The following is a 13612-nucleotide window of genomic DNA, read 5'->3' as shown; positions in this document are numbered from 1 at the left end:
CAGGACCCATGGCAAACGTGCAAAGCGGCAAAATGATCGTCGGTCTCGATATCGGCACCTCCAAGGTGGTGGCGCTGGTCGGCGAGGTCTCGGACGACGGCACGCTGGAAATCGTCGGGATCGGTACCCATCCGTCCCGTGGCCTGAAAAAAGGCGTGGTGGTGAACATCGAGTCCACCGTGCAGTCGATTCAGCGCGCGATCGAAGAAGCGCAGCTGATGGCGGGTTGCCGCATCCACTCGGCGTTTGTCGGCGTGGCCGGCAATCACATCCGCAGCCTGAACTCTCACGGCATCGTGGCGATCCGTGATCGCGAAGTCAGCTCCGCCGACCTCGAGCGAGTTCTGGACGCCGCCCAGGCCGTGGCAATCCCGGCTGACCAGCGCGTGCTGCACACCCTGCCGCAAGATTACGTGATCGATAACCAGGAAGGCGTTCGCGAGCCCCTGGGCATGTCGGGCGTACGGCTGGAAGCCAAGGTCCACGTGGTCACCTGCGCCGTCAACGCCGCACAGAACATTGAAAAATGCGTGCGTCGCTGCGGCCTGGAAATCGACGACATCATTCTCGAGCAACTGGCTTCGGCCTACTCGGTCCTGACCGACGACGAGAAAGAACTGGGCGTGTGCCTGGTAGACATCGGCGGCGGCACCACCGACATCGCGATCTTCACCGAAGGTGCGATCCGTCACACCGCGGTGATCCCGATTGCGGGCGATCAGGTGACCAACGACATCGCCATGGCGTTGCGCACCCCGACCCAGTACGCCGAAGAAATCAAGATTCGCTACGCCTGCGCCCTGGCCAAACTGGCCGGTGCCGGTGAAACCATCAAGGTCCCAAGTGTCGGCGACCGTCCACCGCGCGAGCTGTCTCGTCAGGCCCTGGCCGAAGTGGTCGAGCCTCGCTACGACGAACTGTTCACGCTGATTCAGGCCGAACTGCGTCGCAGCGGCTACGAAGACCTGATCCCGGCCGGCATCGTGCTGACCGGTGGTACGTCGAAGATGGAAGGCGCAGTCGAATTGGCCGAAGAAATCTTCCACATGCCGGTCCGCCTGGGCGTGCCGCATGGCGTCAAGGGCCTGGACGATGTGGTCCGTAACCCGATTTATTCCACTGGCGTTGGCCTGTTGATGTACGGCCTGCAAAAGCAGTCCGACGGGATTTCGTTCTCGGGCATCAGCAGCCGCGACAGCTACAGCAATGAAGAACCGAAAGTCGCCTTGCTCGATCGCTTCAAGAGCTGGGTACAAGGCAATTTCTAAAGATTTACCGCAGCACCGCAGCAAAAAGCAGTAGGCGAAAAAACTAGAGAACGTAAAGGAGAGGGAAAATGTTCGAACTCGTAGACAACATCCCCGCAAGCCCGGTTATTAAAGTTATCGGTGTTGGCGGAGGCGGCGGCAACGCCGTCAACCACATGGTCAAGAGCAACATTGAAGGCGTTGAATTTATCTGCGCCAACACTGATGCCCAAGCGCTGAAAAGCATCGGCGCGCGGACCATCTTGCAACTGGGCACCGGCGTGACCAAAGGTCTCGGCGCTGGCGCCAACCCTGAAGTAGGTCGTCAGGCCGCTCTCGAAGATCGTGAGCGCATTGCCGAAGTCCTGCAGGGCACCAATATGGTGTTCATCACCACTGGCATGGGCGGTGGTACCGGTACCGGTGCTGCGCCGATCATTGCTGAAGTGGCCAAGGAAATGGGGATCCTCACCGTTGCGGTGGTGACTCGTCCGTTCCCGTTCGAAGGCCGCAAGCGCATGCAGATCGCCGATGAAGGCATCCGTCTGCTGTCTGAAAGCGTCGACTCGTTGATCACCATTCCCAACGAGAAGCTGCTGACCATCCTTGGCAAGGACGCAAGCCTGCTGTCCGCATTCGCCAAGGCCGACGATGTACTGGCCGGTGCCGTTCGCGGTATCTCCGACATCATCAAGCGTCCGGGCATGATCAACGTCGACTTTGCCGACGTACGGACCGTGATGAGCGAAATGGGCATGGCGATGATGGGCACTGGCTGCGCCAGCGGTCCGAACCGTGCACGTGAGGCCACCGAAGCGGCCATTCGCAACCCATTGCTGGAAGACGTGAACCTGCAAGGTGCACGCGGCATCCTGGTGAACATCACCGCCGGTCCTGACCTGTCCCTGGGTGAGTACTCCGACGTGGGTAGCATCATCGAAGCTTTCGCTTCGGAGCACGCGATGGTCAAGGTCGGTACCGTTATCGATCCGGACATGCGCGACGAGCTGCACGTGACCGTGGTTGCCACCGGTCTGGGCGCGAAAATCGAGAAGCCTGTGAAGGTTATCGACAACACCATGCACACGTCCGTGGCATCGCAGCCGCAGCAACAAGCGCCTTCCCGTCAGGAAGCGCCGGCTGTGAACTACCGTGACCTGGACCGTCCGACCGTCATGCGCAACCAGGCTCAGGCCGGTGCTGCGACTGCCGCGAAGATGAATCCGCAAGATGATCTGGACTACCTGGATATCCCGGCTTTCCTTCGTCGTCAGGCCGATTAATGGAATGTATCAGGGCTATGAAGGTGATTGGTGTTCAGCAAAGGTCTGGTCTGCTATCATCGCCAGCCTTTGTTGATACCAGTTCGCAATTTGCGCTGAAGCGGCCCAAGCCATGATTAAACAACGCACACTGAAAAATATTATCCGTGCTACAGGTGTAGGCCTGCACTCCGGGGAGAAGGTATACCTGACCCTCAAGCCTGCACCTATCGACACCGGCATTGTGTTTGTTCGTGCCGATCTCGACCCTGTGGTGCAGATTCCTGCCCGCGCGGAAAACGTTGGTGAAACCACGATGTCGACCACATTGGTCAGTGGTGACACCAAAGTGGATACGGTGGAGCACTTGCTCTCGGCCATGGCTGGCCTGGGCATCGATAACGCCTACGTCGAGCTCTCCGCGTCTGAAGTTCCGATCATGGATGGTAGCGCTGGACCTTTCGTATTCCTGATCCAATCGGCCGGCCTGGAAGAACAGGACGCCGCCAAGAAGTTCATCCGGATCCTGCGGGAAGTGACAGTGGAAGACGGCGACAAGCGCGCCACTTTCGTCCCTTTCGAAGGTTTCAAAGTGAGCTTCGAGATCGATTTCGATCACCCGGTTTTCCGTGACCGCACACAAAGTGCAAGCGTGGATTTTTCCAGCACTTCGTTTGTAAAAGAAGTCAGCCGCGCCCGTACCTTTGGTTTCATGAGTGATATCGAGTACCTGCGCAAGCACAACCTCGCACTCGGCGGCAGCGTTGAAAACGCTATTGTGGTCGACGCGGATGGTGTACTGAACGAAGACGGCCTTCGCTATGAAGACGAATTCGTGAAGCACAAGATCCTCGATGCAATTGGTGACCTCTACCTGCTGGGCAATAGCCTGATTGGTGAGTTCAAGGGCTTCAAGTCCGGACATGCATTGAACAACCAGCTGCTGCGCAAGTTGATTGAGCAGACAGATGCTTGGGAAGTCGTGACTTTCGAAGACGCCAGCACTGCACCGATCTCTTACATGCGTCCCGTTGCGGCCGTGTAAGTAAAAAACCTCTCTAGTTTTTTAAAGGCTGCCTTCGGGTGGCCTTTTTTTATGCCTGCGGGAAAGGCCTCAATCCGCAGCAACCACCCGGTTACGCCCACTTTCCTTGGCCTGATACAGCGCCTTGTCCGCTGCGAACAGTAGCTGTTCCAGACTTATCTCGAAGGAAGTGGTCCAGGTACTGATACCGATACTGACAGTAATCGGCGACTCGGCACCTGGCACCAGCGGCAACTGCTCCACTGTCGCTCGGATGTGTTCGGCAATCTGTTGCGCACCCTGGCTGTCGGTTTCCGCGAGAATCACCGAGAACTCTTCGCCGCCGTAACGGGCGACCAAATCCGCTGGTCGCCTCACATTGTCGGAGATCACCTTGGCCACCGAGCGCAAGGCATCATCGCCACCCTGATGCCCATGTCGATCGTTGAACGCCTTGAAGTGGTCGGCATCAATCATCAGCAGCGACAATGGCTGGCCGGAACGTTGAGCGCGGAACCACTCATGACGCAGGACCTGATCCAGCGTTCGGCGGTTGGCCAGGCCGGTCAAGGCATCGGTGGCCGCCAGTTGCGCCAGTTCCTGTTCGGCGTTGTGGCGCAGGCGCAGTTCCCGGCTGAGCAGCCAAGTCAGCCAGAGCAAGCTGATGCACAGCGCAATAGTCGCCACGCTAACCACTACCGCCGTGCGCTTCCACGAGGCAAACACTTCATCACTGGACAGTGCAGCGATAACGATCAACGGCAAGTTTCCCACCTTGGAGAACGTATACAGGCGTTTGTCCTTGTACTGGCTTGAAACACTGGTGAAGCTGCCGTTGCCTTCTTTGACGATGCGCTGAAAGTTGGGACGGCTGCTGAAGTCCTTGCCAATCAACTCTTCGGCCAAGCGGGGCTCCTGGGCCAGAAGAATCCCGTCCGAGCTGATCAGGTTGACCGAACTGTCACGACCGATGCTCAAGCTGTTGAACAGCTGATCGAAATAACTCAAGCGCATGGCGGCTTCGGCCACGCCAAGAAATTCGCCCTGTGAGCCGCTGACCCGGCGACTGAAGCTGATTCGCCATTCATGTTCAGCCTGTCTGGAACGGAAGGGACGGCTGATGAGCATGCTCGGGTCGCGATTGTTCACGTGCGACTGAAAGTATTCGCGGTCAGCAAAATTGCCCTTTCTGGGCTCTACCGAGGCCGAGTCGGCGATCACGTCGCCCTTGTTGTCCAGCAACAAAATGTCGCCCTTGTACGGCGCGGCAGCGGCACGGTCAAACAAGGCCAGATGGCGGATGGCAGGGGAAACGTTCTTGAGGTCTTCACGCTGGGAGGCAGCGATCAAGCCGAGCAAGGACAGGTCATAGAGTTCGACATTGCGCAGCACATCGGCGTCGATCAATTGCACGATATTGGTTGCTGCGCGAGTGGCAGACTGTTCAGCATTGGCGCGTTCGCGAATGAGCAGGAACGCCACGATGCTCAATATCGCAATCACCAGCAGCAAACTGCCGAGAACCAGAAGCCGTTCCGATCGCGTCGACCGGATCGGATGGTGAGATGTTGCACTGCTCACACTCATGGTTCTGACTTCTGCTAATGCGGCGTTATGAAAGTGTTTTGCAAGACTCAGGCAGAATCCCAGAAACCGTTTGCGTTCGGAGCGCCTGTATAAATCCCGGATAAAAAAAAGGCCAGCAAAACATGCTGGCCTTTTACTTATTGAAGCTTAGAAGACATTGCGCGGGTAGTCGACGATCACCCGATATTCATCGGTGTCCTGATCCACCGCGCCGTGGCCATTGCCGCCACGGTTGCTCGCCCATTGCAGGCGCAGCGCCAGGTTTTTGGCCTTGCCGTCCTGAACCACATACTTGAGTTTCCATGAGCGTTCGTTCGGGCCGTTGAAGTCCGAATATTGCTGGGAATTGCCGAGCGCTAGAGTCATCTGCGGCGTGAGCAGCAAGCGCCACCGTTGCAGTAATTGCAATGAATGACGGACTGAATCTAAGAGGGGGTCGCACTAACGGTAAAGCTCATTTGGTCAACTAAGAACCTCATTGTTTTGAAACTCAGGATGTTTGTTGTTAGGGGATATGAACTAAGGCTGTTTAAAACCATAACGAAAAAAAGCCGCTGATGGCAGCGGCTTTGAAGACAACTTTTCAAAGGGAAGAGCCGATGAAAAGTGTCGAGGAAAACAGAGTGATACTGGGCAATCAGCTGTCTTTCTCAACCGTTGGCTTGGCCTGAATGGCCGACGCTTGAGGGGTTTGCGCAGCTCCATGAGCCTTGGCCGTCATTTCGCTCTGATACTGTTCGAATGCAGCAGCGCGTGCGGATTTTTGCGCGACGAACGTCTGCGACTCTTCAGCGATGGCGAACGGAGACATAAACAAAGAGGACAAAACGAAAGCGCTGGCAATACCCATAGTGTTGGACATCTTTAAAACCTTCTTGCTTGGCAAGTGCTGTTTGGTGCGGCAAAGATAAGGGGGATTGGAGAGGGGAAAAAGAGCGGATTCATGAAAGGACTGTTGCGCTTAAAGCAACAGTAGATAGCCGGAGTGAACAAAATCCTGTGGCGAGGGGACTCTGTGGCGAGGGGGCTTGTCCCCGTTTCAGTGCGCAGCGCTGGCAGGATTTCGGTAACGCTATAGATTTTTGGGGCCGCTCCGCAGCCCAACGGGGACAAGTCCCCTCGCCACAGAAGCCCTTTCACCACAGAGTCCCCTTGCCACAGAGGGTCGGATTGGATCAGACAGGGAGGTGAATTCCGAAGGTATTCATACCGTGATCACTGCGCACAAACACATCTCCGCCGTGCATCAGCGCAATCGCCTTGACGATCGCCAACCCCAACCCATGGTTGTTGCCACTGTTGCTGCGCGACGCATCCACCCGATAAAAGCGCTCAAACAACCGCGGCAAATGTTCGCTGGCAATCGGCGACCCAGGGTTCGCAACCCCGATGCTGACCTGATGCTCCTCAACCTCGATCCGCACCTCAATCACCTGCCCAGGCTCGGTGTGCTGCACCGCATTGCTCAGCAGATTAATCAACGCCCGGCGCAGATGAGCAATCTCGATCCGCACTTGGGCATCACCACTGACCCGCACCTGAACCTGCGCGTCTTCAAGAATGAAATCCAGATATTCCAGCGTCGTCGCCACCTCGTCGGCCAGTGAGGTGGACGTCAGTTTGGTGGCTTTGCTGCCCTGATCCGCGCTGGCGAGAAACAGCATGTCGTTGATGATCGAACGCAGCCGCTCAAGCTCTTCAAGGTTCGATTGCAGTACTTCAAAGTAGTGTTCGGCGGATCGCCCGCGGGTCAGCGCAACTTGGGTCTGGCCGATCAGATTGGTAAGGGGCGAGCGCAGTTCATGGGCCACGTCCGCGTTGAACGACTCAAGGCGCGAGTAAGCCTCTTCGACCCGCTCCAGTGTCGAGTTAAACGAATTGACGAACTGATTCAGTTCCGGCGGCAGCGGCGATAATTGCAGGCGACCGGACAACAACGGCGGTGCCAGCCGCTGGGCTTCCTGGGACAACTTGATCAGCGGCTTGAGGCCGATCCGCGCCACCCAATAACCGAGGGCCGACGCCAGCAACACGCCGATGATCGCCAGGCTGATCAGGGCAATCAGCAGATGATGTTGAGTCTGCAAAAACGTCTCGGTGTCGATGCCGATCATGAAGCGCAACGGCGGGCGCTGGTCCTTGGCCGGGAACTGGCTGACTAGCACTTTCAGCGGATAAGGCTGATTTGGCAGATTCAAGTCGCGCATGCCCAGCGGCCCTTCGGCAAAGGCGCGGACCTGCGGCGTCAGGTTGCCGTATTCGTAGTGCGGATCACCGCTGATGATCCAGAAGCTGATGCGCTTGTCTTCTTCGCCGAGCAGTTTGAGCTTGTTGTTGATCTTCACCCAATGCTCGGGCGTGCCATAACGGCCGACGGTGGACTCGAGCACGCTGTAGCGCGCGTCCAGTTCAGCCTCGGGCAGCAAACCCAGGCCTTTATCGACCTGTTGATACAGCGCCCAGCCGATCAATAGAAACACCAAAAGCGCCACCAGCGTGAACATCCCACTGAGGCGCAGGGCAATCGAATTACTGGACACCACGGCTCTCCAGCACATAACCCATGCCACGAATCGTGTGCAGCAGTTTCTCGTCGAACGGCCCGTCGAGCTTGGCGCGCAGGCGTTTGATCGCAACTTCGACGACATTCGCGTCGCTGTCGAAATTGATGTCCCAAACCATTTCGGCGATGGCGGTTTTCGACAGGATTTCACCCTGACGGCGGGCCAGCACGCTCAATAGCGAGAACTCCTTGGCGGTCAGGTCCAGGCGCGTGCCGGCGCGGGTGGCTTTGCGGCTGATCAAATCTATCCACAGGTCGGCGATGCTCACCTGCACCGGTTCGTGGCCACCGCTGCGACGCGTCAACGCCTGAAGGCGCGCCACCAGTTCCAGAAAGGAAAACGGTTTGCCAAGGTAATCGTCGGCACCGTCGCGCAGGCCTTTGATGCGATCTTCCACACGCTCGCGGGCGGTGAGCATGATCACCGGGGTTTGCTTGCGCGCACGCAACGCGCGCAAAACGCCGAAGCCGTCGAGGCCCGGCAGCATGACGTCGAGGACGATCACCGCGTAGTCGCTTTCCAGCGCCAGGTGCAGGCCTTCAACGCCGTCGCGCGCCAGGTCCACGGTGTAACCCTGTTCCGTCAGACCGCGGTGCAGATAATCCGCGGTTTTTTCCTCGTCTTCGATAATCAGAACGCGCATGACCCCGCCTCAGTCTGTGGTTGCCAGCGCCGGCATCGGTGCGGGTTTGGGCTTATGGAAAAGCCGCTCAAGCCACAAGTATATGACCGGAGTGGTGAACAACGTCAGCGCCTGGCTCACCAGCAAGCCGCCGACCACCGCGATCCCCAAGGGCTGGCGCAGTTCGGCGCCGGTGCCGTAACCGAGCATCAATGGCAGCGCGCCGAGCAGGGCGGCGAGGGTGGTCATGATGATCGGCCGGAACCGTGTGATACAGGCCTGGTAGATCGCTTCTTCCGGCGGCAGCCCGCCCTTGCGTTGCGCTTCGAGCGCGAAGTCGGTCATCAGGATGCCGTTCTTCTTCACGATCCCGATCAGCAGCACCAGCCCGATCAGCGCCATGATCGAAAAGTCCTGGCCGCAAATCCACAACATGATCACCGCGCCGAGTCCCGCCGACGGCAGCGTCGAGATGATGGTCAGCGGATGCACGAAGCTCTCGTAAAGCACGCCGAGAATGATATACACCGCCACCAGCGCCGCCAGGATCAACCACGGTTGGCTGGCCAGCGAGCTCTGGAACGCCTGGGCCGCGCCCTGGAAGTTGCCGCTCATGGCGGCCGGCATGCCGATTTCAGCCTTGGCCTGGTTGAGCATGATCACCGCATCGCCCAGCGCCACACCGGGCGCCAGATTGAACGACAGGTTGGCGGCCGGGAACATGCCGTCATGGGCAATGGACAGCGGACCCACGGTCGGCGCATCGAATTTCGCCAGCGCTGACAGCGGCACCATTTCCCCGCTCAGGGGCGAGCGCAGGTAGAAATAGTTGAGGCTTTCGGCCTTGCCGCGCTGCTTGGTATCCAGTTCCAGAATCACGTTGTACTGGTTGATCTGCGTCTGGAACTCGTTGATCTGCCGCTGGCCGAAGGCGTCGTACAGCGCTTCATCGACATCACTGGCGGTCAGGCCGAATCGGGCCGCGGCGCTGCGGTCGATGTTGATGTGGGTGATGCTGCCGCCCAGTTGCAGGTCATTGGAAATGTCACGGAACGCCGGGTTACTGCGCAGTTTTTCCGTGAGGCGCTGGGTCCAGGTGCTGAGGACTGCACCGTCGTTGCTCTTGAGCACGTATTGGTACTGGGCGCGGCTCGGGCCGGAACTGAGGTTGATGTCTTGGCCGGCGCGCAGGTACAGCACGATGCCCGGGACTTTCATCAGTTGCGGACGAATCCGGTCAATGAACTGGCTGGCGGAGACGTCGCGGTCGCCGCGTTTTTTCAGGGAGATCCAGAAGCGACCGTTGGCGATGGTCTGGTTGCTGCCAGAAACGCCGACCGAGTGGGAAAACGCCGCGACCGCCGGATCCGCGGCGACGATTTCGGCCATTGCCAGGTGTTTTTTTACCATGTCGCCGTAGGAGATATCCGCGGCGGCTTCGGTGGTGCCGAGGACAAAACCGGTGTCTTGCACCGGAAAAAAAACCTTGGGGATAAAGATGTAACCGGCAATCGCCAGGCACAGAGACAGGAAGAACACCCCGATCATCAGCTTCTGGTGGGCGAGGGCGCGGCGCAGAAGTTTTTCATAGCCTGTCAGCAAGCGTTCGCCAAACGTAGGTTTGCTGTGGGCGTGATGCACCGGCGCGCGCATGAACAGCGCGGCCAGCGTCGGCGCCAACGTGAGTGAGACCACCACCGAAATCATGATGGTCGAAGTGGCGGTCAGAGCGAATTCCTTGAACAGCCGCCCGACCACGCCGCCCATGAACAGCAACGGAATGAACGCCGCCACCAGCGAAAAGCTGATGGAGACCACGGTGAAACCAATCTCGCCGGCACCTTTGATCGCCGCCTCGCGCATGCCGTCGCCAGCCTCAAGGTGACGGTGAATGTTCTCCACCACCACAATCGCATCGTCGACCACAAACCCCACGGCCACCACGATCGCCACCAGCGTCAGGTTGTTCAGGCTGAAACCCATGATGTACATCAGGGCGAAACTGGTGATCAGCGAAACACCCAGCACCGCCGACACAATCATCGTCGCCGACCATTGGCGCAGGAACAGCGCCATCACCGCCACTACCAGCATGATCGCTATCAGCAGGGTGACTTCCACTTCGTGCAGCGAGGCGCGGATGGTCTGGGTGCGGTCGACCAGCACCTTGACCTGCACCGATGCCGGCAACATGGCTTCGAGACCGGGCAAGGCAGCCTGAATGCGATCCACGGTTTCGACGATGTTGGCGCCCGGTTGCCGGGAAATCACCAGGTTCACCCCAGGCTTGTCACCGGCCCAGGCTTGCACGTAGGCATCTTCCGAACCGTTGACGACTTTGGCCACATCCTTGAGGTGAACCGGGGCACCGTCCTTGTAGGAAACGATGAGTTGGCTGTATTCCTCAGGATGGAACAACTGGTCGTTGGTCGACAGCGTCGAAATGCTCGACTCGCCGTACAAAGCACCTTTGGCCAGGTTGAGGCTGGTGTTCTGGATGGCCAGACGAATGTCCGCCAGTGTCAGGCCGATGGCCGCGAGTTTGTCGGCCGAGGCCTGTACGCGGATCGCCGGACGTTGCTGACCGGTGATGTTGATTTGGCCTACACCGTCGATCTGGCTGATCTGACGGGCGAGCAAGGTTTCCACCAAGTCGCTGAGTTCGGTGCCGGGCATTTGGGTCGAGTTGACGCTGAGGATCAGCACCGGGCTGTCGGCCGGGTTGACCTTCCTCCAGGTCGGCAAGGTCGGCATGTCTTTGGGCAGTTTGCCGGCGGCGGTGTTGATCGCGGCCTGTACTTCCTGAGCAGCGGTGTCGATGCTTTTGTCGAGGGTGAATTGCAGGGTCAGGTTGGTCGAGCCCAGTGCGCTGCTCGAGGTCATTTGGGTCACGCCAGGGATGGCGCTGAATTGCACTTCAAGCGGCGTGGCCACCGATGACGCCATGGTCTCCGGGCTGGCACCGGGCAATTGCGCGGCGACTTGGATGGTGGGGAATTCGGCTTCCGGCAATGGCGCGATGGGCAGGCGCGGGAAAGCGATGACACCGAGCAGCACCAGTGCAAAGGTCAGCAGAATCGTTGCAACCGGATGGTCGATGCACCAGGCAGAGATCGAGCCATGGCCCTTCATGGTTTCGGCTCCGATTGGACCACTTGCGGCGGGTCAGTCACTACATGCACCGTCGAGCCGGGCTTGAGTCGCGACTGGCCGTCGCTGACCAGCACATCGCCCGGTTTAACGCCTTTGATGATGTCCTGACCGCTGCCTTGATAGACCATTTGTACGGTGACGGTTTCGACCTTGTCGCCGTTGACCCGGTATACGAAATGTTGATCGAGACCGCGTTGTACGACGGTGGGCGGCACCACCAGCGCAGCTTTATCCAGTGCTGTCTGAATTTTTACCGTCACCAGCAGGCCCGGCCAGAATTTCTGCCCGGGGTTGTTGAATTCAGCTTTGGCGCGAATGGTCCCGGTGTTGGCGTTGATCTGGTTGTCGATCAGGGTCAAATGACCTTCGCCCAGCAGATTGCCGGTTTCGCCGTCAGTGTCGGCGCCGATGTAGGCCTTCACCTGAGCATGTTCCGGATCGTTGATCAGCCCCTGCAGGGTCGGCAGCATTTGCTGTGGCAGGGAGAACTCCACGGCGATCGGGTCGATCTGGGTCACCGTGAACAGGCCTTGAGCGTCGGTCATGCGCAGGAAGTTGCCTTCGTCTACCGTGCGAATACCGACGCGGCCGGTGACTGGAGAGCGAATCTGTGTGTAGGAAAGCTGCACTTGAGCGGCGTCGATCGAGGCCTGGTTACCTTGGGCGGTAGCTTTGAGTTGGTTGACCAGCGCCTGTTGCTGGTCATAAGTCTGTTTGGAAACGCCGTCGTCCACGCTCAATAGCTTGTAGCGCTTGAGGTTGACCAGTGCGACTTGCAATTGCGCCTGACTTTCGCCGAGTTGCGCTCGGGCCTGATCGAGGCTGGCGCGGATCGAGCGGTCGTCGATGGTGGCGAGCAGGTCGCCTTTGTTCACCAGTTGGCCTTCCTTGACCAGGATTCTGGTGAGGATACCGTCGATTTGCGGGCGCACTACCACGCTGTGCAGCGACAGCACTGAGCCGATGCCGCTGACGTAGCGGGGGACGTCTTTTTCGGTGACGTTCACTACCCGAACGGGGATCGCAGAGGGCGCGGTCAGTTTGGTGGTAGCGGGCTTGATGGCGTACCACAGGCCCAGCGCTGCCAGAACGATCAGAAGGGCTGCGAGCAAGGTGGGTATTTTCTGAATTCGCATGCGAGTGGGGCGCCGAGTCTGGGTGGTCGGAATTTTTTCAGGTTTATACCTTCCTTTATAAACCTGTTCTCCCGTCAGGAAGGTGACTGCTAACTGACGGCGCTGTCAGTTTGGACCTCTGCGGATCGACGCCGGCCCCCCTGTAGGAGCTGCCGGAGGCTGCGATCTTTTGATCTTGGCGGCCAGGTAGCCGATCAAGCTCTTGTGGACCGAGTACATATCCATTCCTGCGGTAACGGCCGCTGAGGGTTTCGCCCTTACGGCGACTCACTTTTTTTACAAGCGCCTAAAAAAAGTAAGCAAAAAAACGCTCGCCCCAAGCGTCCGGCCCCTCGCTTAGGCTCGGCGTTCCTTCGTTCCGGTATCCATCCGGGGACACTGCCCTCCGGTCTGCTTCGCGACGACCTACATGCCGCGTGTTCGACTGCGTCGAACGGCGCTGCGCGCCTCTGATCAGCGAGCCGGACACAGCAAAACCGTGTTGACGGAAAAGCTCAGGGCGTGAAGGCGTCAGGTCAGTCACTACAAAACCCGACGGACTCGCTTGCGGCGTGAAGCTTGCGGCTCCCGACACAGGTATACTGCCGCCTTTCGCGGCTCGCTGATCGGGCCCGACTCTATTGCATCACCCGGAGCTTTCATGACTTCCCCGACACAACCGCCGGTTGCCGACGCTTTGAGCGACGACCAGGCAGACCTGCCAGACAGCGTCGACTCCAGCGCAGACAGCGAAACCAAAGCCGCGGTCCCCGCGTTCAAGTTCCCGTTCAAACCCGGCGACCTGGCCGCGGCCAAGAACGCCAGCCAGCCTTGGTACAAAAATGGCGCCAAGAATGGCCATACCAAGACGCCGGGTGCGGCGCCTCCTGGCACTCGTCGCTCCATGGGTAAACGCTGACTGTCAGGCATTTTGTTGAGCGGTAATTGCTCTTCCTGTAATTGAGACCGTTCCCACAAGGATGAGCGATTCGTCCTCTGGGAAAGTCGGCGGCCACTCGTCAAAGATTCATACCCCTG

Annotated in this window: 10 protein-coding genes and 1 pseudogene; 4 read left to right on the top strand and 7 right to left on the bottom strand. The window is 58.7% G+C overall.

Annotation, left to right across the window (positions count from 1 at the left end; all coding sequences use genetic code 11):
- Nucleotides 1–8: 8 nt before the first annotated feature.
- The 3 genes from ftsA to lpxC all read left to right on the top strand — a co-directional run bounded on the left by ftsA (nt 9) and on the right by lpxC (nt 3554).
- Nucleotides 9–1268: a cell division protein FtsA gene (gene ftsA, locus MO767_RS16720; protein ID WP_033061341.1), complete on the top strand. Its 1260-nt coding sequence runs from the start codon at nt 9–11 to the stop codon at nt 1266–1268.
- A 68-nt stretch (nt 1269–1336) separates the two neighbouring features.
- The gene (gene ftsZ, locus MO767_RS16715; RefSeq protein WP_033061342.1) at nt 1337–2530 is read left to right on the top strand and encodes a cell division protein FtsZ; all 1194 of its coding nucleotides are present in this window, start codon (nt 1337–1339) and stop codon (nt 2528–2530) included.
- 112 nt (nt 2531–2642) lie between these two features.
- Entirely contained in the window at nt 2643–3554 is a 912-nt protein-coding gene (gene lpxC / locus MO767_RS16710) for a UDP-3-O-acyl-N-acetylglucosamine deacetylase (protein ID WP_095130494.1), read from the top strand.
- 69 nt (nt 3555–3623) lie between these two features.
- On the opposite strand, the gene MO767_RS16705 is transcribed toward lpxC, so the two are convergent.
- From MO767_RS16705 to MO767_RS16675, 7 genes and pseudogenes are all read right to left on the bottom strand, one after another.
- On the bottom strand, nt 3624–5120 hold the full coding sequence (locus MO767_RS16705; protein WP_282481402.1) for a sensor domain-containing diguanylate cyclase: 1497 nt from the start codon (nt 5118–5120) through the stop codon (nt 3624–3626).
- Nucleotides 5121–5267: 147 nt separating this feature from the next.
- Nucleotides 5268–5483, bottom strand: a pseudogene (locus MO767_RS16700) (OprD family outer membrane porin); the annotation flags it as partial.
- A 274-nt stretch (nt 5484–5757) separates the two neighbouring features.
- Nucleotides 5758–5982 (bottom strand): hypothetical protein, encoded by a 225-nt coding sequence (locus tag MO767_RS16695; RefSeq protein WP_282481401.1) that lies wholly within the window; start codon nt 5980–5982, stop codon nt 5758–5760.
- Nucleotides 5983–6295: 313 nt separating this feature from the next.
- Complete coding sequence (locus MO767_RS16690; protein ID WP_282481400.1) at nt 6296–7660, bottom strand: heavy metal sensor histidine kinase; 1365 nt, start codon at nt 7658–7660, stop codon at nt 6296–6298.
- A complete protein-coding gene (locus tag MO767_RS16685; RefSeq protein WP_007916978.1) occupies nt 7650–8327 on the bottom strand; it encodes a heavy metal response regulator transcription factor in 678 nt (225 codons plus the stop codon). The genes MO767_RS16690 and MO767_RS16685 overlap by 11 nt, the downstream gene beginning before the upstream one ends.
- A 9-nt stretch (nt 8328–8336) precedes the next feature.
- A complete protein-coding gene (locus MO767_RS16680) occupies nt 8337–11438 on the bottom strand; it encodes a multidrug efflux RND transporter permease subunit (RefSeq protein ID WP_282481399.1) in 3102 nt (1033 codons plus the stop codon).
- Nucleotides 11435–12595 (bottom strand): efflux RND transporter periplasmic adaptor subunit, encoded by a 1161-nt coding sequence (locus MO767_RS16675; protein WP_282481398.1) that lies wholly within the window; start codon nt 12593–12595, stop codon nt 11435–11437. Before MO767_RS16675 ends, MO767_RS16680 begins: the two co-directional genes overlap by 4 nt.
- Before the next feature lie 640 nt (nt 12596–13235).
- Here MO767_RS16675 and MO767_RS16670 point away from each other — a divergent pair.
- Nucleotides 13236–13493 carry a hypothetical protein gene (locus MO767_RS16670; RefSeq protein ID WP_282481397.1) on the top strand — a complete coding sequence of 86 codons (258 nt, stop codon included), beginning with the start codon at nt 13236–13238 and terminating at the stop codon, nt 13491–13493.
- Nucleotides 13494–13612: the final 119 nt, after the last annotated feature.

It is taken from the genome of Pseudomonas sp. UYIF39 (assembly GCF_029963765.1).
In the GTDB taxonomy this organism is placed as follows: Bacteria; Pseudomonadota; Gammaproteobacteria; order Pseudomonadales; family Pseudomonadaceae; genus Aquipseudomonas.
Note: the sequence above shows the minus strand (reverse complement) of the source record. Positions and strands in the feature narration are given on the sequence as shown.

Coding starts and splice junctions, on each gene's coding strand:
- ftsA (WP_033061341.1), top strand. CDS start 9: ATGGCAAACGTGCAAAGCGGCAAAATGATCGTCGGTCTCGATATCGGC.
- ftsZ (WP_033061342.1), top strand. CDS start 1,337: ATGTTCGAACTCGTAGACAACATCCCCGCAAGCCCGGTTATTAAAGTT.
- lpxC (WP_095130494.1), top strand. CDS start 2,643: ATGATTAAACAACGCACACTGAAAAATATTATCCGTGCTACAGGTGTA.
- MO767_RS16705 (WP_282481402.1), bottom strand. CDS start 5,120: ATGAGTGTGAGCAGTGCAACATCTCACCATCCGATCCGGTCGACGCGA.
- MO767_RS16695 (WP_282481401.1), bottom strand. CDS start 5,982: ATGTCCAACACTATGGGTATTGCCAGCGCTTTCGTTTTGTCCTCTTTG.
- MO767_RS16685 (WP_007916978.1), bottom strand. CDS start 8,327: ATGCGCGTTCTGATTATCGAAGACGAGGAAAAAACCGCGGATTATCTG.
- MO767_RS16680 (WP_282481399.1), bottom strand. CDS start 11,438: ATGAAGGGCCATGGCTCGATCTCTGCCTGGTGCATCGACCATCCGGTT.
- MO767_RS16675 (WP_282481398.1), bottom strand. CDS start 12,595: ATGCGAATTCAGAAAATACCCACCTTGCTCGCAGCCCTTCTGATCGTT.
- MO767_RS16670 (WP_282481397.1), top strand. CDS start 13,236: ATGACTTCCCCGACACAACCGCCGGTTGCCGACGCTTTGAGCGACGAC.